This is a genomic window from Aeromonas diversa CDC 2478-85 (assembly GCF_000819805.1).
Classification (GTDB): domain Bacteria; phylum Pseudomonadota; class Gammaproteobacteria; order Enterobacterales; family Aeromonadaceae; genus Aeromonas; species Aeromonas diversa.
On sequence record NZ_CDCE01000037.1, the window covers coordinates 78,892 to 102,561 of the forward strand.

Consider the following 23,670-nt stretch of genomic DNA (forward strand, 5'->3'; position numbering starts at 1 on the left):
GTGTCACAAAGTTCAAAAAAACATTTTGTTAATGGTGTTAACACTCTCTTGACATGAAAGGGCCTGAAACGTACTTTTTAAACATCTGTTTAAGAGGGCGTTTTCGTGAGTAAGACCGACACCAAACACCGAATTCTCGATGCTGCCGAGGTGCTGTTTGCCGAGCGTGGCTTCGCCGATACCTCCCTGCGTCTCATCACGGGGGAGGCTGATGTCAATTTGGCTTCGGTCAACTATCACTTCGGCTCCAAGAAGGAACTCATTCAGGCGGTGCTGGATCGCTACCTCAGCCTCTTCATGCCTCGCCTCGACGCCCAACTCAAGGGTCTGCAGCAGCGCGATGAGGTGACCCTGCTCGAGGTGTTTGAAGCCTTCGTTGAGCCCCTGATGTCCCTGTCTGAGGTACGCAGCAACGGGCCGACTCTGTTTTTGCAACTCCTGGGGCGCGGTTATATCGACAGCCAGGGCCACTTGCGCCGTTTCATCACCGCCCACTACGGGGAAGTGATGGGACGCATCTCTGGCTCTATCTCGCGCGCCAACCCGGCGCTTTCGCCGGCCGATCTCTTCTGGCGCCTGCACTTCACCCTGGGCACAGTCGTCTTCACCATGGCCTCGGCCGATGCGCTACGTGACATCGCCCAGGCCGATTTTGGCCAGCAGCTCGATGTCGAAGGGCTGGTGCGCAACGTTATTCCTTACCTGGCGGCCGGTGTCGGTGCGCCAGTGGAATCGGCCAGACTCTCTCTGGCCGGCTAACAACCACAACAATCTCAACGGAACTGTGAAATAGAAGGAATGGAAATCATGACCACATTGCTACTCCTGCTGGTCCTGGCGGTCGCCGTAGTGCTGGGAGTCCCTTCACTGCGCAAGCAGTGGGTGACCCGCCCGGTGTTTGGTATCTTCAAGAAGATACTGCCGCCCCTGTCGGCGACTGAGCGCGAAGCCATGGAAGCGGGCTCGGTCTGGTGGGACGGGGAGCTGTTTCGCGGCAACCCGGACTGGAAAAAGTTGCACGGTTACGGTAAAGCCGAGCTGAGCGCTGACGAGCAGGCCTTCATCGACAACCAGGTTGAAACCCTGCTCGCCATGATCGACGATTTCAAGATCGTCAACGAGACCAAGGACTTGCCCGAGCCGGTCTGGGATTATCTGAAGAAGGAAGGCTTCTTCTCTCTGATCATTCCCAAGAGCTACGGTGGGCGCGAGTTCTCGGCTATTGCCAACTCCACCATAGTCACCCGTATCGCCACCAAGAGCCTGAGTGTCGCGGTGACCGTCATGGTGCCGAATTCTCTCGGCCCGGGTGAGCTCTTGATGCACTATGGCACCGAGGAGCAGAAGAACTTCTGGCTGCCGGGTCTGGCCAATGGCAAGGAGATCCCCTGTTTCGCCCTGACCGGTCCCGAGGCGGGCTCCGATGCGGGATCCATCCCGGACAAGGGGATCGTCTGCAAGGGCGAATATCAGGGTAAAGAGGTGGTTGGTATTCGCCTCAACTGGAACAAGCGCTACATCACACTGGCACCGCGTGCCACCGTGCTGGGTCTGGCCTTCAAACTCTATGATCCGGACCACCTGATGGGTGAGAAAGAGGATCTCGGCATCACCTGCGCCCTGATCCCGACCAGCCATCCGGGTGTGCGTGTCGGCGATCGCCACTACCCCATGGGACTGGCCTTCCTTAATGGCCCCACCTTCGGCAAGGATGTCTTCATTCCGCTCGACTGGATCATCGGTGGCCCTGACTACGCCGGTCGTGGCTGGCGCATGCTGGTCGAGTGCCTCTCTGCCGGCCGTGGCATCTCCCTGCCGGCACTTGGTACCGCCTGTGGCCACATGGCGAGCCGCACCACCAGTGCCTACGCCTATGTGCGCAAGCAGTTTGGCATGTCCATCGGCAAGTTCGAGGGGATCCAGGAAGCCCTGGCCCGTATCGGTGGCCTCACCTATCAGCTGGAAGGGGCGCGTCGCATGACCGCCGGCTCCCTTGATCTGGGCCAGGCTCCGGCCATCGTCACCGCTATTTCCAAGTACCACATGACCGAGATGGCCCGTCAGATCATCGACGACTCCATGGATATCCATGCCGGTCGTGCCATCCAGCTTGGTCCGAAAAATTATACGGGTTACGCCTACCTGGGGATCCCGGTGGCCATCACGGTGGAAGGGGCCAATATCCTGACCCGTAACCTGATGATCTTCGGTCAGGGGGCGACCCGTTGCCATCCGTATGTGTTTGGCGAGATGGAAGCGGCCGCCGATCCGGACTTCGAACGGGGTCTCGAGAAGTTTGACGGCCTGCTGATGAAACACATCGCCTTCGGTGCCGGCAACTTCTTCGGCTCTCTGTTCCAGGGGCTGACGCTGGGGCAACTCAACACGGCGCCGGTCGCCGGCGAGACGGCCCGTTGCTACAAGCAGCTGACCCGCATGAGTAAGGGGCTGGCCCTGTGTGCCGATGTCTCCATGTTGATGCTGGGGGGCGATCTGAAGCGCAAGGAGATGATCTCCGCGCGTCTGGGCGATGTGCTGAGCCACCTCTATCTGGCCTCCGCCACCCTCAAGCACTACGAGGATCAGGGGCGCATGGTGGCCGATCTGCCGTTCGTTCAGTATGCGGTAGAGCGTAATCTCTATCTCATCGGCAAGGCGTTTGACGGCTTCTTCCAGAACTTCCCCAATAAGGTGGTGGGTATGCTGCTCAAGCGGGTGGTCTTCCCGTTCGGCATCGGTTACCGCATGCCAGGTGACGATCGCTGCCACGCCATCTGCGAGGCCATGATGAAGCCGGGTGATCTGCGCGACCGCCTCTCTGCCCTCTGCTATGTGGGCAAGGACGAGGCCGATCCCATCGGCTTGATGGAGCGCGCCTTCCTGGCCATGAGCGCGGTGCAGCCCTTTGAGAAGAAGCTGGCTCAGGCTCAGAAGGAGGGTCGTCTGCCACGCAAACTGCCGTTTGCCGAGTTGCTGGCCGCGGCCGCCGAGAAGGGGGTGCTGAGCGCCGATGAGGTAGCCAAGCTGCGCGCCGCCGAGGCCTTGCGCTACGAAGCGATCCAGGTGGATCACTTCGAGCCCGGAGTACTGGAAGGAACTGCCCTTGAGGGCACCAGCCTCAACGATGCAGCCTGATCGGGCTGACAATAAAAAGGGCGCCATCGGCGCCCTTCTTCATGGCTCAGCGTCGACGATTACTCGACCACCATCACCTTGCAGGTGTTGGTGCTGCCGACGGTTTCCATCTTGTCACCGTGGGTGAGCAGGACCATGTCACCGCTTTGCAGCAGCCCCTTTGCCTTGAGCACATCCAGGGCGTCGCGGCACACCTCGTAGACCGGCTTGCTCTCGTCACCGTCGAACAGCACAGGCGTGACCCCGCGATAGAGGTTGGTCCAGGCCAGAGTGCGCGCATGGGGGGAGAGGGCGAAGATGGGCAGGCCTGAGCTGATGCGGGACATCAGCAGCGGAGTGGTGCCAGACTCGGTCAGCGCCACGATGGCCTTGACCCCTTGCAGGTGGTTGGCGGCATACATGGTCGACATGGCAACGGCCTCTTCCACCGAGGTGAAGGTGTAGTTCATGCGGTGGTTGGAGACGTTGAGGCTGGGGTGCTTTTCGGCGCCCACGCAGACACTCGCCATGGCGGTCACCGTCTCAATGGGGAAGCTGCCCGCGGCCGTCTCGGCAGAGAGCATGACGGCATCGGTGCCGTCGAGCACGGCGTTGGCCACATCCATCACCTCGGCGCGGGTCGGCAGCGGGGCGTTGATCATGGACTCCATCATCTGGGTGGCGGTGATGACTACGCGGTTGAGGCGACGGGAGAAGCGGATCAGCTTCTTCTGCACGCCGACCAGTTCGGGATCGCCGATCTCGACCCCCAGATCGCCACGGGCCACCATGACGGCGTCGGCGCCGAGGATGATGTCTTCCATCGCCTCGTCGGTGGCGACGGTCTCGGCACGCTCCACCTTGGCCACTATCTTGGCATCGCAGCCGGCTTCGCGGGCCAGCTCACGGGCGTAGCGCAGGTCATCGCCGCTGCGCGGGAAGGAGACGGCAAGGTAGTCGACCCCCATGCGGGCGGCGGTCTTGATGTCTTCTTTATCCTTGGCGGTCAGGGCCGGCGCCGAGAGGCCACCCCCCTTCTTGTTGATCCCCTTGTTGTTGGAGAGGGGGCCTGCGACGGTCACCGTAGTGTGAATGCGGGTGCCTTCGACGCGTTCGACCTTGAGCTGTACGCGGCCGTCGTCGAGCAGCAGGATATCGCCCGGCTTAACGTCCTTGGGCAGATCTTTATAGTCGATGCCGACTTGCTCCTGGGTGCCTTCTCCCTTGCCGAGGGCGCCGTCGAGCACGAACTGATCGCCGATGGCCAGGTAGATTTTACCGTCTTTGAAGGTCGAGACGCGGATCTTGGGGCCTTGCAGATCGCCCAGGATGGCGACATGGCGACCGAGGGCGTTGGCGATCTCACGTACCCGGTTGGCGCGCGCAATGTGATCCTCAGGCGTGCCGTGGGAGAAGTTCATCCGTACCATATCGGCACCGGCCTTGATGATGCCTTCGAGGATTCCCTCGCGGTCGGTGGCCGGACCCAGAGTGGTCACGATTTTAGTACGTCTAGCCATGAGAAAACTCCATTAGGATGAGAGAAAACGAGCGATGTGCACAGCGCGAGGCTGTCCTTACCATACACCAGGGTGGGGCAAAAAACGAAAACAGGGGCCTGGGCCCCTGTGATGATTAGGATGAGCTCGAGTTGTCAAAGCGCGATTCTCGCAGCCCCTCTTTGACCTTCTTCAGGTTTTCGCGAAACTTCATGCCGCGGCGCAGGGTGAAGCCGGTGGCCAGCACATCGATGAGGGCCAGCTGGGCGATGCGTGAGGCCATGGGCATGTAGACGTCGGTGTCTTCCGGCACATCCATGGAGAGCACCAGGTTGCACTCGCGCGCGAGCGGCGAGTCTTTGGCGGTCATGCCGATGACGGTGGCGTCGTTCTCACGGGCCAGAGCGGCGATCTCGACCAGGGCCTTGGTGCGGCCGGTATGAGAGATAAGCACCACCACGTCGCCCTCTGAGCTGTTGATGCAGCTCATGCGCATCATGACGATGTCATCGAAACAGACCACGGGAATATTGAAGCGGAAGAACTTGTTCTGGGCGTCGCGAGCGACGGCGCTGGAGGCGCCGAGCCCGAAGAAGCTGATCTTCTTGGATTGGGTCAGGATGTCGACGCAGCGATTGATGATGCCGGTATCCAAGCTGTTTTTGGCCGCATCGAGGCAGGCCATGGTGGACTCGAAAATCTTGGAGGTATAGGCATCCGGACCATCTTCGGCCTCTACGTGGCGGTTCACATAGGGGGTGCCGTTGGCCAGGCTCTGGGCCAGATGCAGCTTGAAGTCGGGGAATCCCTTGGTGTCCAGGCGGCGACAGAAACGGTTGACGGTCGGTTCGCTCACATCGGCCATCTTGGCCAGGGCGGCGATGCTGGAGTGAATGGCCGTCTGGGGGGCCGCCAGGATCACCTCTGCAACCTTGCGCTCCGATTTACTGAAACTTTCCAAGTTTTTGGTAATTTTTTCGAGGGTATTCATCATCACCACCAGGTTTTTTGTAACTTAGCTTCAGTGTCTTTGCACTGATAGACAGCCCATGCACGGATTCCAATTGTGCAACGACTATACATGACAAGCAGTTATGCGCCCTAATTGTGGCCATGTAAAGTATGACCCATGTCTAATAATTTCTTTCAAGATCCGCTGAGTATCCATTGAAACCCTGAAAGCGGTTACAAATGTAGCAAACTAACCACATTGTGACCCAGTGCACGTTTGTGTCGAGCCAGATCCCGTAACTCCCTATCAGAGGGGTAGAATGACCCCATAACAAGAGAGGCGCGCCGTCGCCTTGCACCATCTGTAACGAAGGAGTTTTACCATGCAGCAAACCCATGCCCTGGTTGGCGATGTGGGCGGCACCAACGCCCGCCTGGCACTGTGCGATCTGGCCAGCGGCGCCATCACCCATAGCCGGACCTTCTCAGCAGCCGATCACCCCAGCCTGGAGGCGGTGATCCGTCTATATCTTGATGAATCCAGCCAGGCGGTCCGTCAAGCCTGTATCGCCATTGCCTGCCCTGTCCAGGGAGACTGGGTGGCCATGACCAACCATTGCTGGGAGTTCTCCATCGAGGAGATGCGCCAGAATCTGGGGCTTGAGAAGCTGTTTGTGATCAACGATTTCACCGCGGTCTCCATGGCAATTCCGGTACTGGGTGAGGCCGATCGCATCCAGATCGGCGGTGACCAGCCCCAGCCGGGCAAGCCGATTGCCATCTATGGTGCCGGTACCGGTCTTGGGGTGGCACACCTGCTTCAGGCAGGCGGTGAGTGGATCAGCCTGCCAGGGGAGGGGGGGCACGTGGACTTCTCTTCTAACAGTGAAGAGGAAGACGCCGTCCTTCAGGTGATGCGTGGCGAGTTGGGCCATGTCTCGGCCGAGCGTTTCCTCTCGGGCCCGGGTCTGGTCAACCTCTACCGTGGTCTGGTCAAGTCCGACGGCCGCGAGCCAGAGGCGCTGGAGCCCAAGGACATCACAGAGCGTGCCCTGGCCGATAGCTGCCTCGATTGCCGCCGTACTCTGAGCCTCTTCTGTGTCCTGATGGGGCGCTTTGGCGGCAACCTGGCCCTTAACATGGGCACCTTCGGTGGCGTCTATATCGCCGGTGGCATAGTGCCGCGCTTTCAGGATTTCTTCCTGGGGTCGGGATTCCGGGTGGCCTTTGAAGATAAGGGGCGCTTCAAGTCCTACCTGCATGGGATCCCCGTGTTTCTCATCACCCACGAAGGGCCCGGCCTGCTGGGCGCGGGCGCCTATCTGCGTCAGGCGATGGGGTATCGGTTGTCCTGATTCAGGCAAGGTTCAGTGTTGTTGATCTACTCTATTTACCGCGCCCAAGACTTGCCGAGTCCAAATGGAATCTGGTGACGCAAGTCATCCGCTGGGTTGCGTTGTCACCTGACAAGCCTGAACTGTTTCGCCGGCCATCTTGGCCGGTTTTTTTTATTCTCGACGTTCGTCCATAAAAAAAGCCGACTCTGTGAGTCGGCTTTTTGTCCATCTGGTCGCTATCAGGCGGTCACGGCGTCGGCCTTGGTCGCAGCGGCTTCTGGCGCCGGGTTGCGAATGAGGTAGTCAAACGCCCCCAGCGCGGCGGTGGCCCCTGCGCCCATGGAGATGATGATCTGCTTGAACGGCACTGTGGTGGCATCCCCTGCGGCGTAGACGCCGGGCAGGGAGGTGGCGCCCTTGGTGTCGATCTCTATTTCGCCGAAGCGGGTCAGGGCCACCTCGCTCCCTTTCAGGAACTCGGTGTTCGGTACCAGGCCTATCTGGACGAAGATGCCGGCCACCGCCAGATGCTTGATCTCGCCGGTGGTGCGATCTTCGTAATCCATGCCCACCACCTTGCTGCCGTCACCGATCACCTCGGTGGTGCGGGCGCTCATGATGATGTCGATATTGCTCATGGAGCGGGCTTTCTTCTGCAGCACTTCGTCGGCGCGCAGGGTGTCGGCGAACTCCACCACGGTGACGTGTTCGACGATGCCGGCCAAGTCGATGGCCGCCTCGATGCCGGAGTTGCCGCCACCGATCACCGCAACCCGCTTGCCCTTGAAGAAGGGGCCGTCACAGTGGGGGCAGTAGGCCACGCCCTTGGTGCGGTACTCGAGCTCGCCCGGCACGTTCAGATCGCGCCAGCGGGCACCGGTCGCCAGGATCACGGCGCGGCTCTTCAAGGTGGCGCCAGAGGCGAGATCCACGTTGACGTAGCCATCACGGCTGATGGCGGCGGCGCGCTGCTCGGTGATCACCTCCACGCCGTACTGCTTGACGTGCTGCTCCAGGCTGGCGGCCAGCTTGGGGCCTTCGGTGTAGGGCACGGAGATGAAGTTTTCGATGCCGACGGTGTCCATCACCTGGCCACCGAAGCGCTCGGCGACGATGGCGGTGCGAATGCCTTTGCGGGCGGCATAGATGGCGGCGGCGGCGCCGGCCGGGCCACCACCGACGACCAGTACGTCGTAGGGGGCCTTTTCGCTCAGCTCTTGCGCCTTGCGTTCGGCGGCGCCGGTGTCGAGCTTGGCGACGATCTCTTCCAGTGAGATGCGGCCCTGGCTGAACGGTTGGCCATTCAGGTAGACGTTCGGGACCGCCATGATCTGACGCTCGTTGACCTCGTCCTGGAACAGGGCGCCGTCGATCATGGTGTGGGTGATGCCGGGGTTCAGGGTCGCCATCAGGTTGAGCGCCTGCACCACGTCCGGGCAGTTGTGGCAGGAGAGCGAAATATAGGTCTCGAAGTGGAACTCGCCCTTGAGATTGCGGATCTGCTCCTGCACGGCCGCATCGGCCTTGGAGGGGTGACCGCCGCTTTGCAGCAGGGCAAGCACCAGGGAGGTAAATTCATGACCCATGGGGATGCCGGCAAAATGAACGCGCGGGGCTTGGCCCTTCGGCGCGACGCTCATGGAAGGCTTGCGGGTGTTGGTGCCAGAGGTCTGGGTAATCTTGGGGGACATCTCGGCGATCTCGCTGGCCAATGCCAGCAGTTCGGCGGATTTGTCGCTGTCGTTGCCGGACACGCTGATCTCGATGGGATTGACGATGTACTGCAAGTAACCGTTGAGTTGTTGTTTGAGGTTGGTATCTAACATGGTCGAATTCCTTCTTGTTGAATGCGGGTCGGCGTTTTGTCAGGCCAGAAAGCAGACCGGCGCCTGTTCTGAGGTCCGTAAACAAAACCGGCCCTTGAACGGGCCGGTCTTCAGAGCGGGGAGGCTTAGATTTTGCCTACCAGATCCAGGGACGGGGCCAGGGTGGCGTCGCCTTCTTTCCACTTGGCCGGGCACACTTCACCCGGGTGAGCGGCAACGTACTGGGCAGCCTTGACCTTGCGCAGCAGCTCCAGAGCGTCACGGCCGATGCCGCCAGCGTTGATTTCAACGATCTGGATGATGCCCTGCGGGTCGATGACGAAGGTACCGCGGTCAGCCAGACCGGCTTCTTCGATCATCACGCCGAAGTTGCGGGTGATGGTGCCGGTGGGGTCGCCGATCATCGGGTACTGGATCTTCTGGATGGTGTCAGAAGTGTCGTGCCAGGCCTTGTGGGTGAAGTGGGTGTCGGTGGAGACGGCGTAGATCTCGACGCCCAGCTTCTGGAATTCGGCGTAGTTGTCAGCCAGGTCGCCCAGCTCGGTCGGGCAGACGAAGGTGAAATCAGCCGGGTAGAAGAACACCACGGACCACTTGCCTTTCAGGTCAGCGTCAGACACCTGAACGAATTTGCCATTGTGGTAGGCGGTGGCGTTGAACGGCTTGATTTCAGTGTTGATGTAGGTAGACATTCGTAAGCTCCTTGAGGCTCTTTTTGCGATTCAATTTCTGCGTTACTGAGCATCGCTGCTCAACTGGTTGTCACTATAGGCTGGGCAACCAATCGACGAAAGCGACAAAAACCTATCACATAAATCACCTTTTTAGATTAACCCACCTCTCTGTACCTCGGATGAACAGGGAATGCCTACTCGTCATTTCTATCAATAGATGTTCAACGCTATGAAATTAATCACATTTCATCTTTTTTGGTTCGCTCGTGGCGACGCAGGGTATCGACGCCTCCCAGGATGCGAGTCAGGGTGGTCAGCAGGCAGAGGGCGCCAAAACCCCAGGCGAGAGGGGCAAACGCGTGGGGCCAGAGACAGAGAAGGATGAAAAAAAGCAAAGTCTCACTGCCCTCTGTGATCCCCCCCATGTAGTAGAGCGACTTGTGGCGGTAGACAGGGCTCTCAATCCCCCGTTTGCCCGCCATCACGGCGAAGGCGAGGAAACTCGAACCTGTGCCCATGAAGCAAAAGAGTAGAAAAGCTGCCGGCAGGGCGTTGAGAGCCGGGTCTGCCAGGGCAAAGCCCAGTACCACGGCGGCGTAGAAGATGAAGTCGCAGGTGATGTCGAGAAAGCCGCCGCTGTCGGTGATCCCCTGATGGCGTGCCAGGGCGCCGTCGAGTCCGTCGCCCAGCCGGTTGAGAAGGATGGCGGCCAGGGCCAGTTGATAGAGGTTCAAGGCCAGCAGGGGCAGCGCCAGCAGGCCGATGGCAAAGGCGGTCAGGGTCACCGTATCGGCCCGGATGCCCCGTTGCGCCAGTGGTGAGGCGAGGGCCGCCAGCGGGCGCCGGGTGAGGGGGGCGAGGTAGCGATCAAGCATGGTGGGGCTCCGGGGTAAGGCGCAGGATCTCCTCCGGGGCATCCTCGGGGTCGTGGGTCACCAACAGTACGGGGATGGCCGTGCACTGGGCAAAGACCCAGTGACGAAATGCCGCCCGCAGAGGCTGATCGAGGCGGGAGAAGGGCTCATCGAGCAGCAGGGCGCGCGGGCGGGCGAGCAGGGTGCGAAGCAGGCTCACCCGGGCACGCTCGCCGCCGGAGAGCTGGTGAGGCAGGCGCTGGCCGAACACCCCGATCCCCGCATCGTCCAGGGCGTGGCCCACGGCATCGAGACGCGCCTGCCGGTTGCCGGCCGGTACGGCGAAAAGCAGGTTCTGCGCCACCGTCAGGTGACCAAACAGCAGATCGTCCTGAAACAGGATGCCAATGCCGCGCCGCTCTATGGGTTGCTCACGAAGGCGCTCCCCGGCCAGGGTGAGACGCCCCTCCCAGCTTAAGGGGCTATGCCCCTCGAGGTGTGATGGGGCGGCTTTTTGACCCCGCTCGGGCAGGGCGCCCAGCAGGGCGGCGAGCAGGCTGCTCTTGCCGCAGCCGCTCGGTCCCATCAGGGTCAGCGGGGCGCCGGGGGCGATGGAAAAGTCGGGCACCCTGAGCAAGGGGCGCTCCCCTTGATAGAGGGTAAAGGATTGCACGCTCAGCATGGGCGACGCTCCAGAGGGTTGATGCGGCCCGGCAGCCAGAGGGCCAGCAGGAAGGTGGCCAGGGGAATAAGCAGTTGCAGCAGGGCATAGAGTCCGGCCAGCCGGCGGTTGAGGCCGCTGCCGATGGCCACCGCCTCCGTGGTCAGGGTCACCACCCGGCCGCCACCGAGCAGCAGGGTTGGCAGGTATTGGGCCAGGCTTACCGCCACCCCGACCGCCAGGGCGGCCAGCAGTGGGCGGGCGAGCAGGGGCAGCTTGATGCGCCACCAGGCACGCCAGGGGGAGGCTCCCAGGGCGCGGGCGCACAGTACCAATCGCTCGTCGAAGCCATGCCAGGGGCCACGCAGGCACAGATACACATAGGGAAAGACAAACAGCAGCTGGCCCCAGACCACCCAGCCAATCCCCGGGGTTGTGTCCAGATAGGCCAGGGCCTGATCCAATCCGATCAGCAGGCTCGCCTGAGGCAGCAACAGGGGCAGGCAGAGTAGCCACAATGGCCAGGGGCGACGCTCGCTCTCCAGCACCAGCAGGGCCCAGAAGGCGGCAAGGCACGTCGTGACCAGCGCCAGCGCCAGTGTGGTGCCGAACAAAGGCAGCGCCGTCGGCAGCGCCTCCTGCCACCCCTGCCAGGAGAGGTGGGTGGGGAAGAGATCGGGAAAACGCCAGCGGCGAGTCACCGACCAGAGCAAGAGGGCGAGCAGTATGGCGCCGTTCACTGCGAGCAGCAGACCGGTGAGGGCTGCGGGCCAGCGGTGGGCCCGGGCCGGGCGGCGGTGGCCGTCAAGCTGGCGGTGCCTGAGCCCCTGGCAGGCGAGATGCTCGAGCCATCGCAACAGGGCGAGCAGCAAGAGAGCCGCGCTGAGCAGCAGCAGGGCCCCCTGATGGGCCAGCCGGTGCAAGGAGAGGTCAGCCTCACGACTCCAGAGCCAGAGACGCTGGGCCAGCACCGGGGGGGCGTCGGGGCCGAGTAGCAGGGGCAGGTCGACCACCCCGCAGCCATAGGCGGCGATGGCGGCCAGGGGCAGCCGGATCTTCGGCCAGAGGGCGGGCAGCAGCAGGCGCCACCACACTTGAGCCGGGGAAAAGCCCAGACTCTGGCCGAGATGAAGCTGGCGGGTCACTTCGTGGCGGCGCAGGGCGGCGAGGGCCATCAGCAGCAGAAAGGGGAGCTCCTTGAGGGTGAGAGCCAGGGTCAATCCCAGTCCTAAGGGGTCGCGCAGGGTCTGCCAGTCTGGCGGCAGGCTCCATCCGAGCAGCTGGGCGGGCAGGCGCAGCAGCCAGCCCGAGGGGGCAACGAGAAAGGCGAGTCCCACCGCGAAGGCCACGTGGGGCAGTGCCAACAGGGCGGAGAGCAGCCGCTCGAGGTGGCGCAGGGCCGCGCTCTCCCAGCCATGGGCCAGCAGGGCGAAGGTGAGCAGCAGAGTGAACAGGGTCGAACCCAGGGACACCCCCAGGGTCAGCAGCAGCGAGATGGCGAGCCCGGGGGCGGCCAGCAGGGCCGACCAGCCGGCCCCATCCAGCAGGGCGGGGAGCAGGGCCCCCAGACCTGCCAACAGGGGCAGGCCAAGCAGCAGCAGGGTGGTGATGAGGGCCAGATGGCGCAGGCGCTCACTGGCCATAGCGACGGGCCCACTCCTGCTCGAGATAGAGCTGCCAGCTGGGGTGCGGCTCGGCCTGGGCGGCAAAGCGCAGGGCCGGCAGTGTGCCTTGGGGCAGCGCCTCGGGGCGCAGCACGCTGGGATCACCCCAGATGGCGGGGTCGGCCTTACGGGCTTGGGCCTCCGGGCTTAGCAGGAAGTTGACCACCACCTTGGCCCCCGCGCGGGCGCGGGCGTTGAAGGGGATGGCGAGGAAGTGGGCGTTGGTGAGCGCCCCCTTTTGCATCACCACGGCTTCGACCCGCTCGGGCAGATTGCCGCTTAGCACGCCATAGGCGGCTTCCTGGGGATTGAAGCTCAGGGCCATGTCCAGCTCGCCGTCATCGAGCAGCTGGCGACTCTCGGCGGCGCCGGTAGGAAAAAGCTTGCCGGCGCGCCAGAGGCTCGGGTGCAAGGCATCGAGGAAGGCCCACAGGGGGGCGGTCACCCGGGCCGCATCGCTCTGCCCGGCGGGACGGTAGAGGGGGGCCGGGTCGGGGATGAGATCCAGCAGCATCTGCTTTAAGAAGCTCGAGCCGTGAAACTGGGGCGGCTTGGGATAGGTGAAGCGCCCGGGATGGGCCTGGGTCCAGGTGAGCAGGGCCGCGGCATTAGTGGGGGGCGCAGGGACGCGATCTTTGTCGACCATCAGGTTGAGTTGTCCCATGCCCCAGGGGGCCTCGAGCCCCTCGACCGGCACGGTAAAGTCCCGTTCGACCGGCAGTCCCCCGTCGACCAGCGCCATGTTGGGCAACTCGGCACTGAAGGGGGCGCCGAGCAAGGCGTTATCTTTCATCGACTTGAAATTCTCTCCGTTGACCCAGAGCAGATCCATGGTGCCTTCGCGCGCCTTGCCCGCCCGCTTCTGGGCCAGCAGAGAGGCGATGCTCGGGGCTATGTCATCGACCTTGACCTGGGTCAGGGTGATATCGAAGCGCTTCTTGATCTCGTCGGCGCTCCAGGCCAGATAGCGATTGACCTCTGGGCTGCCACCCCAGGCGTGCAGATAGACCTGCTGGCCACGTGCCTCTTGCAGGGTCTGCTGCCACTGACGCTGTGGTTCGGCCCAGCTGGGCAGGGTGATCAGGGCCAGCAACAGGGCGGCCATGGTGTTTTTCATCCTCAAGACTCCGAATGGGGGGAACGGGGGCCGCGGCGCCAGGCGTGCCAGCGTCCGGCCAGGGCGAGCAGCCGTTGGGGTTGGCGAGCCTGTCGCCAGCGGCCGGCCACGTACTTGTTGCCCTCGCTGCGGGTGGGGTAGGGGTGAACGGTCGCGAGGATCTTGCCAAGACCGAGCCCGTGCTGCATCGCCAGGGTAAACTCGGCGATGCGCTCTCCCGCCTCGGGCCCTACCAGGGTGACCCCGAGCAGGCGATCGCTGCCCGGTGCGGTGAGCACCTCCACGAACCCTTCCCGCTCGGCGTCGCAGATGGCGCGGTCAAGCTCGGCCAGCTCGAAACGGGTGCGCTCAAACCCGATGGCGCGCGCACTCGCCTCCTCGGTGGTGAGGCCGACCCGGGCCAGCTGGGGTTCGGTGTAGACCACCTGGGGAATGGCCCGGTAATCGACCCGAAAACGGCGCAGGGAGCCAAAGAGGGCGTTGATGGCGGCGTACCACCCCTGATGGGCGGCCACATGGGTGAGCTGGTAAGGCCCAGCGACATCCCCCACCGCCAGGATGGAGGGGTGAGTGGTGGCGAGGGCGTCATCCACCCGAATGGTGCCCTGGGCGGTGAGCTCTACCCCCAACGCCTCGAGACCGAAACCGCTCACGTTGGCCTGGCGCCCCAGGGCCAGCAGCAGGGTATCACCTGTGATCCTGTATTCACCCTGTTCCTGGCGAAGGTGCAGGGTAATCGCCTCCCCGTCTTGCGCCACGGCCAGTGCCTGGCAGGTCAGTTTCACCTCGACGCCACAGCTGCGCAGCGTCTTTTCGATCACCCTTGTGGCGTCGGGCTCCTCCCGGGGCAGCAAGCGCTCGGCCTGCTCGATCAGGGTGACCGGAACGCCGAGCAGGGCGAAGGCCTGTGCCAGCTCGCAGCCGATGGGGCCGCCTCCCAGGATCATCAGATGGCGCGGCGGGCGGCGAAGATCCCACAGGGTGTCGGAGGTGAGGTAGTTTACCCCCTCAAGCCCGGGTATGGGGGGCACGCGCGGCCTTGCGCCGGTGGCGATCACCAGATGGCGGGCGGTCAGCACGGCCCCGTTCACCTCGACCGACCAGGGCGAGCGCAGGTGTGCCCGTCCCTCGATGCACTCGACCCCCAGCCCCCGGTAACGCTCGATGGAGTCGTGAGGAGCCACCTCTGTGATCACCCGGGCCACTCGCTCCATCACGGCAGCAAAGTCGGGCTGGCTCTGGCCAGGGCTGAAGCCAAGCTCGGCGGCGCGGCGCTGCTCGGCGGCGAAGCGGGCCGAGCGCAGCAGCGCCTTGGAGGGGACACAGCCGTGGTTGAGGCAATCGCCTCCCATGGCTTTGGCCTCGATAAGCCCGACCCGGGCCCCGGTCACGGCGGCGATGTAGCTGGTGACCAGCCCCCCGGCACCGGCGCCCACCACCAGCAGGTTGTAATCAAAGTGCTTGGGTTTGGGCCAGCGCTGCCGACGGCGGCGCTCGGCCAGCTGAGCGGCGATGAACTTGCCCAGCCAGGGCAGCAGCCCGAGCAGGCAGAGGGTGGCGATCAGGGCGGGCGACAGCACCTCTCCCGTATTGGCCAGGGTGGCGAGCTCGCTGCCCGCCAGCACATAGATGAGGGTGGCCGGCAGCATGCCGAGCTGGCTGACCCAGGCATAGGTGGTCAGGGGCATGCGGGTGAGCCCCATCAAGAGGTTGACCATGAAGAAGGGGAAGAGGGGCACCAGGCGCAGGGTCAGGAGGTAATAAATGCCATCTCGCTCCAGTCCGCCGTTGATGCGCTCGAGCTGTGGGGCGAAGCGACGGCTCACTGCGCCGCGCAGCAAATAGCGGGCCGAGAGAAAGGCCAGACAGGCACCTAGCGTACTGGCCAGAGAGACCAGCAGCAGCCCCCAGCCAATCCCGAGCAGGGCGCTCCCCCCCAGGGTGAGCAGGGTGGCCCCCGGCAGGGAGAGGCCGGTGCTCAGCACATAGAGAAGAAAGAAGCCGAGCGCGGCCAGAAGGAAGTGACCGTCGACCCAGGCCTGCCACTGAGCCTGGTGGCGTTGCAGGCTGGCGAGGTTGAGCCACTGCCCCAGATCGAGGGCGTAGTAACTGCCCACCAGGGCGAGCAGCAGGCAGAGCAGCAACCCGCGCCTCATCGTGGCTCCCCGGAGCCGGGCTGCACCGGCACCTGGCAAAAGCCCTGGGTTGGCACGTCGAGGGCGGCGTTGAACTTGGCCGACATGTTTTGAAAGGCGATGAGGCCGGTGAGCTCGACCAGGGCGTCGTCGTCAAACCAGGGACGCAGCCGCGCCACCTGATCGTCGTTGACACCATCGAGGCCGGTCATCGCCTCCGCGTAATCGAGCACGGCCCGTTCGCGCTCGTCAAACAGCGGCGAGTCGCGCCAGCTCGCCAGGGCCTCGACCTTGTCGCTCGAGCCGGCCCGCTTCACCAGTGTCATGGCGTTGATATCGACGCAGAAGCGGCACCAGTTGAGCTGGGAGACCCGTACCGTGACCAGGGAGCGCAGCACGGGGTCGATGGGGGAGCGGCGGCGGTTGATCACCCCGTAGAGGGTCGCCACGGCGGCGAAGAGGCGAGGGGAGCGCCCCCAGCACTTACCGGGGATCAACACCTGGCCATAGTTGCGTTTTTGCAGCCAGAAAAAGGGTTTGATAAACCAGGCATACTCCCGGTCCGGTTTCAGTTCGATGCGCATGAGACTCCCTTAACATCAATGGCGTGTGGTGGTGCCGCCAGGGGCATGGCGGGCGAGCTCCCGGTCGAGATCCTGCATGAAGGCGACGATGCGGGCCCGGTTCACCCCGAGATCCGATTGCCCGACCCGGGAGGCCGAGCGCATGTCGACCCGGGTCTCTTGCCCCACCCGGATCCGCAGGGCGATATCGTCCACAAAACCGAACCAGGGGCTGGTGGCGACGGCCTGCAGCCCGTGTGGGGTGCGCAGGGTCTGCCAGCCGCGCGCCTGCATCAGGGTCTCGGCCACGGCGATAACCTGGCCGGGCAGGGCGGCGGTATAGAGAGGACCCGGATTGTCGGCAAAGGCTTTCAATATCCCCTGATTGATCGGCAGGTCGCCCTCAGCGCGCAGCTGCTCGGCCCAGAGCAGGGGCGGAGGGGAATACGGATCGGTGGCCACGTCGTTTTGCAGCGGGTGGCGCAGGGCCTGGGCCATAAACCAGAGCAGAGGGAGCAGGGGGAGGGCGCCGAGCAGGGCGCTCACGCGATGGGGACGCCAGGGGAGTCGCAGTAGCAGAAAGAGGGAGAGCAGGGACGAGACGCCGCAGCTGATAAGCCCGCTCCACCACGGCCAGAGGCCGAGTCGGGTCAGCAGGGGACCGGCCAACAGCAGGCCCCAGGCGAGCAGGGGCAGGATCAGATGAGAGGGCATGGGAGAACCTGAGTCGTATCCGAGCCCTTAAGGATACAGCTAATCCTATGATCCTGTTAAGGTTTACAATCTGATCCCGGCGTGGATATGGGTGGCGCCGGATCAGCGGCGGTAGAGCACCTTGATAAGATGAAAGCCGAACTTGGTGCGCACCGGGCCTATGACCTTGAGCAGCTCACCCTTGAAGACGGCATCGTCGAAGGGCTTGACCATGTCACCTTTGGAGAACTCCCCCAGATCGCCACCGCGCTTGCCCGAGGGGCAGGTAGAGTGGCGCTTGGCCAGCTGACCGAAATCGGCCCCCTTGTCGAGCTTCTCCTTGAGGGCGAGGCATTCCCGTTCGGTCTTGACCAGAATGTGCAGGGCGCAGGCGGTTTTCATGTTGGCTCCTTGGGCTGTGGGGGCGCAAGGGTACAGCAAAACCGGTGCGGCGTCAGCTGCGGGCCACCCTTTTCAGCGGCCGGGCCGATTGCCACAGCAGCTCCAGACCCAGCAGGCCATAGAGGCTCCAGACGGCCAGCGGGTTAACCCAAGAGGCCCCCAGCGCCAGCACGCAGGCGGCGGCGAGCAGCAGCCACACAGGGGTGAGCCCGAGTCGCACCGGGGCCGACAGTCCGGCCGTCAGCGCCAGCACCATCATCAGGGCGAGCCCGACCGGCAGGTTCAACGCCACAAAGGAGAGGGCCTGCTCCCCTTGCATCCCGCAAAGTAACGCCAGCAGGGCACTCATGCTCGCAAGAAAGGTCATAAACTCGAGGCGATCGCCCAGATAGTCGGCCACTCGTTCGCTCATCTTGGTGCTCCCATGTTTGCTCATGAAGTGAGTCTGGCGGGTTTCGTGACGACAGGGCAGCGCAATGAATCGATTGGGGCAAACGAGTGAGGCGAATGACGGGGTTGGCTGGAATATCGACAAATCGCGTCAAAGATAGTCTCGGTGGCCGTAACAGGTTAGAAAATCGGGGAAAAGAGAGGGAAGAGCGAGATTCCCGGCGTGGTCGCTGTGGTAGCATAGGGGCGCCCGAAAGGGGCCTGATGAATCGACATGGTGAGGAGTGGCAGTGGCGCAGCGTGAATGGAATCTGGGAGGGCGGGAGCTTGGGCTTGGGCTCCGTCTTGTCTGCGCCCTTGCGATGCTCCTCTTGGCCCCCTCCCTGGCGGCCGCCGAACTCACCTATCGCGTCGAAGGGCTAAAGGGAGAGGCCAAGGAGAATGTGCAGACCTATCTCAAAGGTCTGCCCACCTATCAGGAGCGGCAGTACCGCGCCGCGCGGGAGAAGATCCGCGATGCGACCCGCAAGGGGCTACAGGCGCTGGGCTACTACTCGCCGAAGATCCGGCTGGTGCTGGATCCGGACCGTGCCGGCCGGGTGCGGGTGCTGATCAAGCCAGGTGAACCTGTCGTGGTGCGCCATCTGGACATCCTGCTGCGCGGTGCTGCCGCCCATGATGAGGCTTATAGCCGCCTGCTCGATTCGCTGCCCCTGAAGGAGGGCAAGCCGTTTCATCACGGTCACTATGAGAGCATCAAAGGCAGCCTCGGTAATCTGGGGCTGGCGCGGGGTTACTTCGATGCGCGCATCGTCAAGAGCCAGGTCAGGGTGATGCCGGATCAGCAGGCGGCCGATATTCTGATCGTCTATGACTCGGGTCTGCGCTACCACTACGGTCCCATCTCCTATGAGGCGACCCCGGAGGCGGTCAATCTCATTCGTCCCCTGATCCGCATCAAGACCGGCGAGCCCTATCAGGCGCTCACCCTGGCCGAGATGTCGCAGGATATCTCCTCCACCGGCCTGTTTCGCGAGACCGATATTCGCCCCAAGCTGGCCGATGCGGCCAATGGCGTGGTGCCGATGCAGGTGACCCTGTCGCCCCGTGAGAAGCATGAGGTGGAGTTGGGCCTCGGTTTCTCTACCGATGAAGGGCCGCGCATGTCGGCCAGTTGGGAAAAACCCTGGGTCAACCGCTATGGCCACAGGCTCAAGAGCGACATCAAGATCTCCCAGCCCAAGGCCGAGCTGAGTCTCGATTACCAGATCCCGGTGGGCAACCCCTTGCAGGACTACTACTCGGTGCTGGGGGGCTTCAAGCACGAAGACAAGAACGATACCCGCTCCGATCTCACCACAGTGGGGGTGCATCGCTGGAAGAAGCGACCCGATGGTTGGGATCGGGACGTCTACTTGCGCCTGCTCTACGAAGACTATGAGCAAGGGGAAGATTCGGGTCATAGCCTCTTGCTGTTACCCGGGGTCTCCTGGTCCCGCCTGCGCCTGCGTGGCACCCTCTTGCCCGACTGGGGCGATCGCCAGCAGCTGCTGGTCGAGGGCTCGGCCACCGAGTGGGGCTCTGACACCAGTTTCATGCGGGTATGGGGGCGCTCCAAGTGGCTTCGCACCCTGGCCGACGACCACCGTTTCCTGTTTCGCGCCGAGCAGGGGGCCATCATCGGAGACAGCTTCTCCGAGGTACCGGCCTCCCTGCGTTTTTTCACCGGTGGCGATCAGACGGTGCGCGGTTATGACTATGAGACCATCTCGCCCAAAGACAGTCTGGGTCGCCTGCTGGGGGCGCGTTATGTCACTGTGGGCAGTGTCGAATACAACTACCGCGTGAGCGAAAACTGGCTGGGCGCCCTCTTCGTCGACGGGGGGACGGCCACCAATGACTATGCCGAGCCCTGGAAGATAGGGACCGGTGTCGGCGTACGCTGGGTAACGCCCATCGGCATGGTACGGGTCGATGTGGCGGTCGGCATTTCGGAAGAGGAGAAGCCGCTGCGTCTCCACTTCGCCCTGGGGCCTGAACTATGAATGGGATAAAACAGGGGCTGCTCTGGCTGCTCGCCCTCTTCTTCCTGCTGCTGGTCGCGGTCTCCTTGTTGGGCTTCACCCACACCGGCAACCTCTGGTTGTGGCAGCAGGCCCGGGCGCATGTGCCCCAGCTCAAGGGAGAGCTGGTCTCGGGCCAGCTCGGCTATGGCTGGACCCTGGAGGGGGTCGGCTGGCAGGACGAGCTGGTCGATGTGACCATAGGCCGGGCCAGGTTAGAGTGGGATCTCGGCCAACTGCTTAAGGGGCGCCTCTGGGTCAAGCGCCTCGAGGTCGAGCAGCCGGTGATCCGGGTGGCCGAGAGCGAGCCAGCCCCAGAGAGCGATGAGCCCTTCGTCTGGCATCCCCTTCCCCTGCGGATCGAGATCGACACCCTGCTGGTCAAGGGGCTCGAGCTGGCCGTGCCCGGACTGAACTTGGCGATCAAGGAGGGCGAGCTTGGCGCCCGAATGACCCGGCACGGACTCACCGTCCATGGGCCTCAGGTGGATGGGCTCACTGTGGCCCTGTTGCCCACCGAAGGCGCACCCGCCGAGGCCGGCTCTTTGCCTGCCAAGCATCCGGCTCAGTCCGCCTCTTCGGGGCCGACGCTACCCGCCATCCATTTGCCGTTTCCGGTGCAGATAGACGGCCTGACGCTGAACGATTTCACCTATCGCGATGGTGACTTCGAGGAGCGGGTCGGGCGCGCCACCCTGCAGGGCAGCGCAGTGGACGACCTTATCCAGATAGAGCGGCTCACCCTGGAGCATGAGATGGCCAGCCTCACCCTGGCCGGCAAGGTGAACCTGAGCGACGCCTATCCGTTGGCCCTGACCCTGGATGGCACCCTGGGCAAGGGGATGCTGGAGGGGGCCCTCGCCGGCGAGACGTTACGCCTGATCGGCAGTGGCTCGCTGGAAAAATTGGCGCTCTCGCTCGAGGCCAAGGGCAAGATCAACGCCACCCTGAAGGGCTCGCTCTCCCCCTTAGACCCGGCGCTTCCGTTCGATGCCCGTCTCAGTTGGTCCAGCCTGCGCTGGCCCCTGAACAAACCCGCAGCAGGGGAGGAGAGCTATCGCCTCAAGAAGGGGGAGCTGACCGCCAAGGGGAGCCTGGAGGGCTACCGCGTCGCCCTCAACACGGCCGGTGAGGGGAGCGCTCTGCCCCCCTTTGCGCTCAAGCTGGAGGGGGAGGGCGATCTGCATCGTCTTAAGCATCTGGCGCTGGAGCTGGCTGCCTTGAGCGGTACCCTCAAGGTGGCTGGCAAGCTCGGTTGGGATAAGGGCGTCGATTGGCAGGGGAAGGTGCACTTTAACGGCATCAATCCCCACGCCCTGATCCCCGAGATCAAGGGGGAGCTGGCGGGGACGGTCGACAGCCGTTTTCGTCTGGATGATAAGGGGTGGCGACTCGCTCTGCCCAGTCTCGCCCTGCGGGGGCGGCTCAACCAGTACCCCCTCTCCCTGGAGGGAAAACTCGAGGGCAACGACAAGCTGGAGTGGCAGATCCCGGCCCTGCAGCTGACCACGGGCCCCAATCACATCAAGGTCTCCGGAGCCCTGACACCGGGGCGCTGGGCGCTGGACTCTGTGGTGGCGGCGCCTGAGCTGGTCGGCCTCTATCCGGGGCTCAAGGGCGATCTCGCAGGCCACGTGCGCGTGAGCGGGGATCAGGCGCGGCCCCTGCTCGCCATCGAACTCGGTAGCAATCGCCTCTACTACGCAGGGCTCGACATGCGAGCCTTGACCCTGGGCGGGGCGCTGACGCTCGGGGAGCACCCCGCCGGCAAGCTGGCCGCTACCGTTGCCAGCATCAAGCAGGAAGGGGTGAAGCTTCGCAAGGTGACGGCCCAGCTCGACGGGGATCTGCGCCGCCACACCTTGCGGCTCGCCATGGCGGGGAAACCCGTCGCCACCCGGCTCGAACTCACGGGATCACTGCAACAGCAGCGCTGGCGCGGTCGCCTGGAGCAGTGGGAGCTCGATACTCCCCTCGATGGGTGGCAGTTGCGCCACCCTTGGCCGATCGAGCTGGATACCCGTCAGATGAGTGGCCAGGTGGGCGAGCTCTGTCTCGACTCCGGGCAGGCCACCGCCTGTGTGGAGAAGGGGAGCTTCTCGCCGCAGCAGGGGAGCCTGGATGTGGCGCTGAGCGGCTTTGATCTGACGCGCTTGCGTCCCTGGCTACCCGATAACTTCCAGTGGCAGGCCACCCTCTCTGCCGAAGGGCGGGCCGGCTGGCGCGGGGGGCGTCCCGAGGTGCGTGCGACCGTTCGCACCACGCCCGGCGTCCTGGTGAGCGACCAACTCAAGACCCCGTATCAGAGACTGGTGTTGGGAGTCGACATGGACGCCCGTGAGGCCAGTTTCACCTTCGATTTTGCCTCCCGCCAGCTCGGCACGCTGGAGAGCCAGGTGCGTGTCGTGGATCCGCTGGGGCGCGGCCTGCTCTCGGGGGCGGTGACCCTGGGGGATCTCCATCCCGATGCCTTCGCCCCGCTGCTGCCCGAGGTGCGCGAGCTCAAGGGGGTGCTGGCCGGTCAGGCGCGTCTCGAGGGGACCCTTGCCAAACCGCTGCTCTATGGAGAGGTGCGGCTGCGCGACGGGGAGGTGCAGACCCATGCCGATCTGGTGACCCTCAGCGGGCTCGATACCCGGCTGAGGATCAACGGGGAGCGGGCCGATATCGATGGCAAGGTGTTGGTGGGCAAGGGGCCGCTGACGCTGGGTGGCTTCGTGGTGTGGGATCAGCTCCCCCTGCGCGGCTCGCTCACCCTCAAGGGACAGGATCTGGAGGCCCAATACCCGGGGATGGGCCGGATCAGGGTGAGCCCGGATCTGGCGGTCTCGCTGGGGGAGAAGACGGAGGTGACCGGCAAGATCGACATCCCTTGGGCCCGGATTCTGGTCAAGAGCCTACCCGAGAGTGCCGTGGCGCTCTCCTCCGATGTGCAGGTGGTGATGGATGACAGGCCTGCGCCACCGCCACCGGCACCGCTGCCGTTACAGATGCGGGTGCAGGTCACGATTGGCCCCGATGTTCGACTGGATGCCATGGGGCTACGTACCCAGCTGGTGGGGGTGCTGCGCCTCAATCAGGATGAAGGAAAACCGCTCGCGGCACGGGGAGAGATCCAGCTCAACGACGGTCGATTTAAGGCCTACGGACAGAACCTGCTGATTCAGGAGGGGAAAATCCGCTTCTCCGGACCGCTGGATCAGCCCTATCTCAATATCAATGCCATCCGTAACCCCGAGACGGTGGAAGGGAATGTGACGGTCGGGGTCAAGGTAACCGGGCCGGCGACCAAGCCCAAGATCAGTGTCTACTCGGATCCGGCCATGTCGGAGTCTGAGCGCCTCTCTTACCTGCTGCGTGGTAAGGGATTGCAGGCGACGGGGGACGAAAACGGGATGAACAGCCTGCTGGTGGCCGGTGCCGTTAATCTGGGGGGGGGGGTTGTCTCCAACCTTGGGGAGACGCTCGGGCTGAGCGACGTCAGCCTGGATACGGCCGGCAGTGGTGATCAGACTCAAGTCACCCTGTCTGCCTATCTGTTGCCCGGCCTGCAACTGCAGTATGGGGTGGGGGTCTTCAGTCCCATCGCCGAGTTCAAGTTGCGCTATGAGTTGATGCCGCGCCTCTATCTGCAGGCGATGACCGGGCTTGCCCAGGCGGTGGATATTTTCTATCGCTTCGAGTTTTAAGAGAGGGGGAGCATGGGCTCCCCCCTTTTTTCGGGTCG

Annotated in this window: 18 protein-coding genes; 5 read left to right on the plus strand and 13 right to left on the minus strand. The window is 63.6% G+C overall.

Annotation, left to right across the window (positions count from 1 at the left end; genetic code table 11):
• Positions 1-105: 105 nt before the first annotated feature.
• On the plus strand, positions 106-759 hold the full coding sequence (gene psrA / locus BN1121_RS17550; RefSeq protein ID WP_005355347.1) for a TetR family transcriptional repressor PsrA: 654 nt from the start codon (positions 106-108) through the stop codon (positions 757-759).
• A gap of 48 nt (positions 760-807) precedes the next feature.
• Positions 808-3,135 carry an acyl-CoA dehydrogenase gene (locus BN1121_RS17555; protein WP_005355343.1) on the plus strand — a complete coding sequence of 776 codons (2,328 nt, stop codon included), beginning with the start codon at positions 808-810 and terminating at the stop codon, positions 3,133-3,135.
• Between the two features lie 59 nt (positions 3,136-3,194).
• On the opposite strand, the gene pyk is transcribed toward BN1121_RS17555, so the two are convergent.
• Both pyk and BN1121_RS17565 read right to left on the minus strand, forming a co-directional pair.
• Positions 3,195-4,634, minus strand: a complete 1,440-nt coding sequence (gene pyk / locus BN1121_RS17560) for a pyruvate kinase (protein ID WP_005355341.1) — start codon at positions 4,632-4,634, stop codon at positions 3,195-3,197.
• A 115-nt stretch (positions 4,635-4,749) separates the two neighbouring features.
• Complete coding sequence (locus BN1121_RS17565) at positions 4,750-5,604, minus strand: MurR/RpiR family transcriptional regulator (protein ID WP_005355339.1); 855 nt, start codon at positions 5,602-5,604, stop codon at positions 4,750-4,752.
• 343 nt (positions 5,605-5,947) lie between these two features.
• Between BN1121_RS17565 and glk the strand changes: the two genes are divergently transcribed.
• Positions 5,948-6,919 carry a glucokinase gene (gene glk / locus BN1121_RS17570; RefSeq protein ID WP_005355336.1) on the plus strand — a complete coding sequence of 324 codons (972 nt, stop codon included), beginning with the start codon at positions 5,948-5,950 and terminating at the stop codon, positions 6,917-6,919.
• A 221-nt stretch (positions 6,920-7,140) separates the two neighbouring features.
• Here glk and ahpF read toward each other — a convergent pair whose 3' ends face one another.
• The 11 genes from ahpF to BN1121_RS17625 form a co-directional block, all read right to left on the minus strand.
• A complete protein-coding gene (gene ahpF, locus BN1121_RS17575; protein WP_005355329.1) occupies positions 7,141-8,727 on the minus strand; it encodes an alkyl hydroperoxide reductase subunit F in 1,587 nt (528 codons plus the stop codon).
• A gap of 125 nt (positions 8,728-8,852) precedes the next feature.
• Positions 8,853-9,419 carry an alkyl hydroperoxide reductase subunit C gene (gene ahpC / locus BN1121_RS17580; protein ID WP_005299724.1) on the minus strand — a complete coding sequence of 189 codons (567 nt, stop codon included), beginning with the start codon at positions 9,417-9,419 and terminating at the stop codon, positions 8,853-8,855.
• A gap of 221 nt (positions 9,420-9,640) precedes the next feature.
• Positions 9,641-10,276 (minus strand): CDP-alcohol phosphatidyltransferase family protein, encoded by a 636-nt coding sequence (locus BN1121_RS17585; RefSeq protein ID WP_005355327.1) that lies wholly within the window; start codon positions 10,274-10,276, stop codon positions 9,641-9,643.
• Complete coding sequence (locus tag BN1121_RS17590) at positions 10,269-10,937, minus strand: ATP-binding cassette domain-containing protein (RefSeq protein ID WP_005355325.1); 669 nt, start codon at positions 10,935-10,937, stop codon at positions 10,269-10,271. The genes BN1121_RS17585 and BN1121_RS17590 overlap by 8 nt, the downstream gene beginning before the upstream one ends.
• A complete protein-coding gene (locus BN1121_RS17595; protein WP_005355323.1) occupies positions 10,931-12,559 on the minus strand; it encodes an ABC transporter permease in 1,629 nt (542 codons plus the stop codon). The genes BN1121_RS17590 and BN1121_RS17595 overlap by 7 nt, the downstream gene beginning before the upstream one ends.
• Positions 12,549-13,685 carry an ABC transporter substrate-binding protein gene (locus BN1121_RS17600; protein WP_043598215.1) on the minus strand — a complete coding sequence of 379 codons (1,137 nt, stop codon included), beginning with the start codon at positions 13,683-13,685 and terminating at the stop codon, positions 12,549-12,551. Before BN1121_RS17600 ends, BN1121_RS17595 begins: the two co-directional genes overlap by 11 nt.
• Positions 13,686-13,699: 14 nt before the next feature.
• Positions 13,700-15,853, minus strand: a complete 2,154-nt coding sequence (locus tag BN1121_RS17605; protein ID WP_043598162.1) for a dihydrolipoyl dehydrogenase family protein — start codon at positions 15,851-15,853, stop codon at positions 13,700-13,702.
• Positions 15,850-16,416 (minus strand): carboxymuconolactone decarboxylase family protein, encoded by a 567-nt coding sequence (locus tag BN1121_RS17610; RefSeq protein ID WP_005362708.1) that lies wholly within the window; start codon positions 16,414-16,416, stop codon positions 15,850-15,852. Before BN1121_RS17610 ends, BN1121_RS17605 begins: the two co-directional genes overlap by 4 nt.
• A 15-nt stretch (positions 16,417-16,431) precedes the next feature.
• A complete protein-coding gene (locus BN1121_RS17615; RefSeq protein ID WP_005362710.1) occupies positions 16,432-17,109 on the minus strand; it encodes a DUF1499 domain-containing protein in 678 nt (225 codons plus the stop codon).
• A gap of 102 nt (positions 17,110-17,211) precedes the next feature.
• Complete coding sequence (locus BN1121_RS17620; protein ID WP_005362712.1) at positions 17,212-17,490, minus strand: peptidylprolyl isomerase; 279 nt, start codon at positions 17,488-17,490, stop codon at positions 17,212-17,214.
• A 52-nt stretch (positions 17,491-17,542) separates the two neighbouring features.
• Positions 17,543-17,902 carry a hypothetical protein gene (locus BN1121_RS17625; RefSeq protein WP_005362715.1) on the minus strand — a complete coding sequence of 120 codons (360 nt, stop codon included), beginning with the start codon at positions 17,900-17,902 and terminating at the stop codon, positions 17,543-17,545.
• A 268-nt stretch (positions 17,903-18,170) separates the two neighbouring features.
• Between BN1121_RS17625 and tamA the strand changes: the two genes are divergently transcribed.
• The gene (gene tamA / locus BN1121_RS17630) at positions 18,171-19,925 is read left to right on the plus strand and encodes an autotransporter assembly complex protein TamA (protein ID WP_005362718.1); all 1,755 of its coding nucleotides are present in this window, start codon (positions 18,171-18,173) and stop codon (positions 19,923-19,925) included.
• A complete protein-coding gene (gene tamB, locus BN1121_RS17635; RefSeq protein WP_005362720.1) occupies positions 19,922-23,632 on the plus strand; it encodes an autotransporter assembly complex protein TamB in 3,711 nt (1,236 codons plus the stop codon). Before tamA ends, tamB begins: the two co-directional genes overlap by 4 nt.
• Positions 23,633-23,670 lie beyond the last annotated feature (38 nt).

Excerpts from the sequence above, each read along its gene's own strand:
- ahpC (WP_005299724.1), bottom strand. The coding sequence starts at position 9,419 with ATGTCTACCTACATCAACACTGAAATCAAGCCGTTCAACGCCACCGCC.
- BN1121_RS17565 (WP_005355339.1), bottom strand. The coding sequence starts at position 5,604 with ATGAATACCCTCGAAAAAATTACCAAAAACTTGGAAAGTTTCAGTAAA.
- BN1121_RS17600 (WP_043598215.1), bottom strand. The coding sequence starts at position 13,685 with ATGGCCGCCCTGTTGCTGGCCCTGATCACCCTGCCCAGCTGGGCCGAA.
- tamB (WP_005362720.1), top strand. The coding sequence starts at position 19,922 with ATGAATGGGATAAAACAGGGGCTGCTCTGGCTGCTCGCCCTCTTCTTC.
- BN1121_RS17615 (WP_005362710.1), bottom strand. The coding sequence starts at position 17,109 with ATGCCCTCTCATCTGATCCTGCCCCTGCTCGCCTGGGGCCTGCTGTTG.
- ahpF (WP_005355329.1), bottom strand. The coding sequence starts at position 8,727 with ATGTTAGATACCAACCTCAAACAACAACTCAACGGTTACTTGCAGTAC.
- BN1121_RS17625 (WP_005362715.1), bottom strand. The coding sequence starts at position 17,902 with ATGAGCGAACGAGTGGCCGACTATCTGGGCGATCGCCTCGAGTTTATG.
- BN1121_RS17555 (WP_005355343.1), top strand. The coding sequence starts at position 808 with ATGACCACATTGCTACTCCTGCTGGTCCTGGCGGTCGCCGTAGTGCTG.
- BN1121_RS17585 (WP_005355327.1), bottom strand. The coding sequence starts at position 10,276 with ATGCTTGATCGCTACCTCGCCCCCCTCACCCGGCGCCCGCTGGCGGCC.
- BN1121_RS17620 (WP_005362712.1), bottom strand. The coding sequence starts at position 17,490 with ATGAAAACCGCCTGCGCCCTGCACATTCTGGTCAAGACCGAACGGGAA.
- BN1121_RS17590 (WP_005355325.1), bottom strand. The coding sequence starts at position 10,937 with ATGCTGAGCGTGCAATCCTTTACCCTCTATCAAGGGGAGCGCCCCTTG.
- BN1121_RS17595 (WP_005355323.1), bottom strand. The coding sequence starts at position 12,559 with ATGGCCAGTGAGCGCCTGCGCCATCTGGCCCTCATCACCACCCTGCTG.
- BN1121_RS17610 (WP_005362708.1), bottom strand. The coding sequence starts at position 16,416 with ATGCGCATCGAACTGAAACCGGACCGGGAGTATGCCTGGTTTATCAAA.
- pyk (WP_005355341.1), bottom strand. The coding sequence starts at position 4,634 with ATGGCTAGACGTACTAAAATCGTGACCACTCTGGGTCCGGCCACCGAC.
- BN1121_RS17605 (WP_043598162.1), bottom strand. The coding sequence starts at position 15,853 with ATGAGGCGCGGGTTGCTGCTCTGCCTGCTGCTCGCCCTGGTGGGCAGT.
- glk (WP_005355336.1), top strand. The coding sequence starts at position 5,948 with ATGCAGCAAACCCATGCCCTGGTTGGCGATGTGGGCGGCACCAACGCC.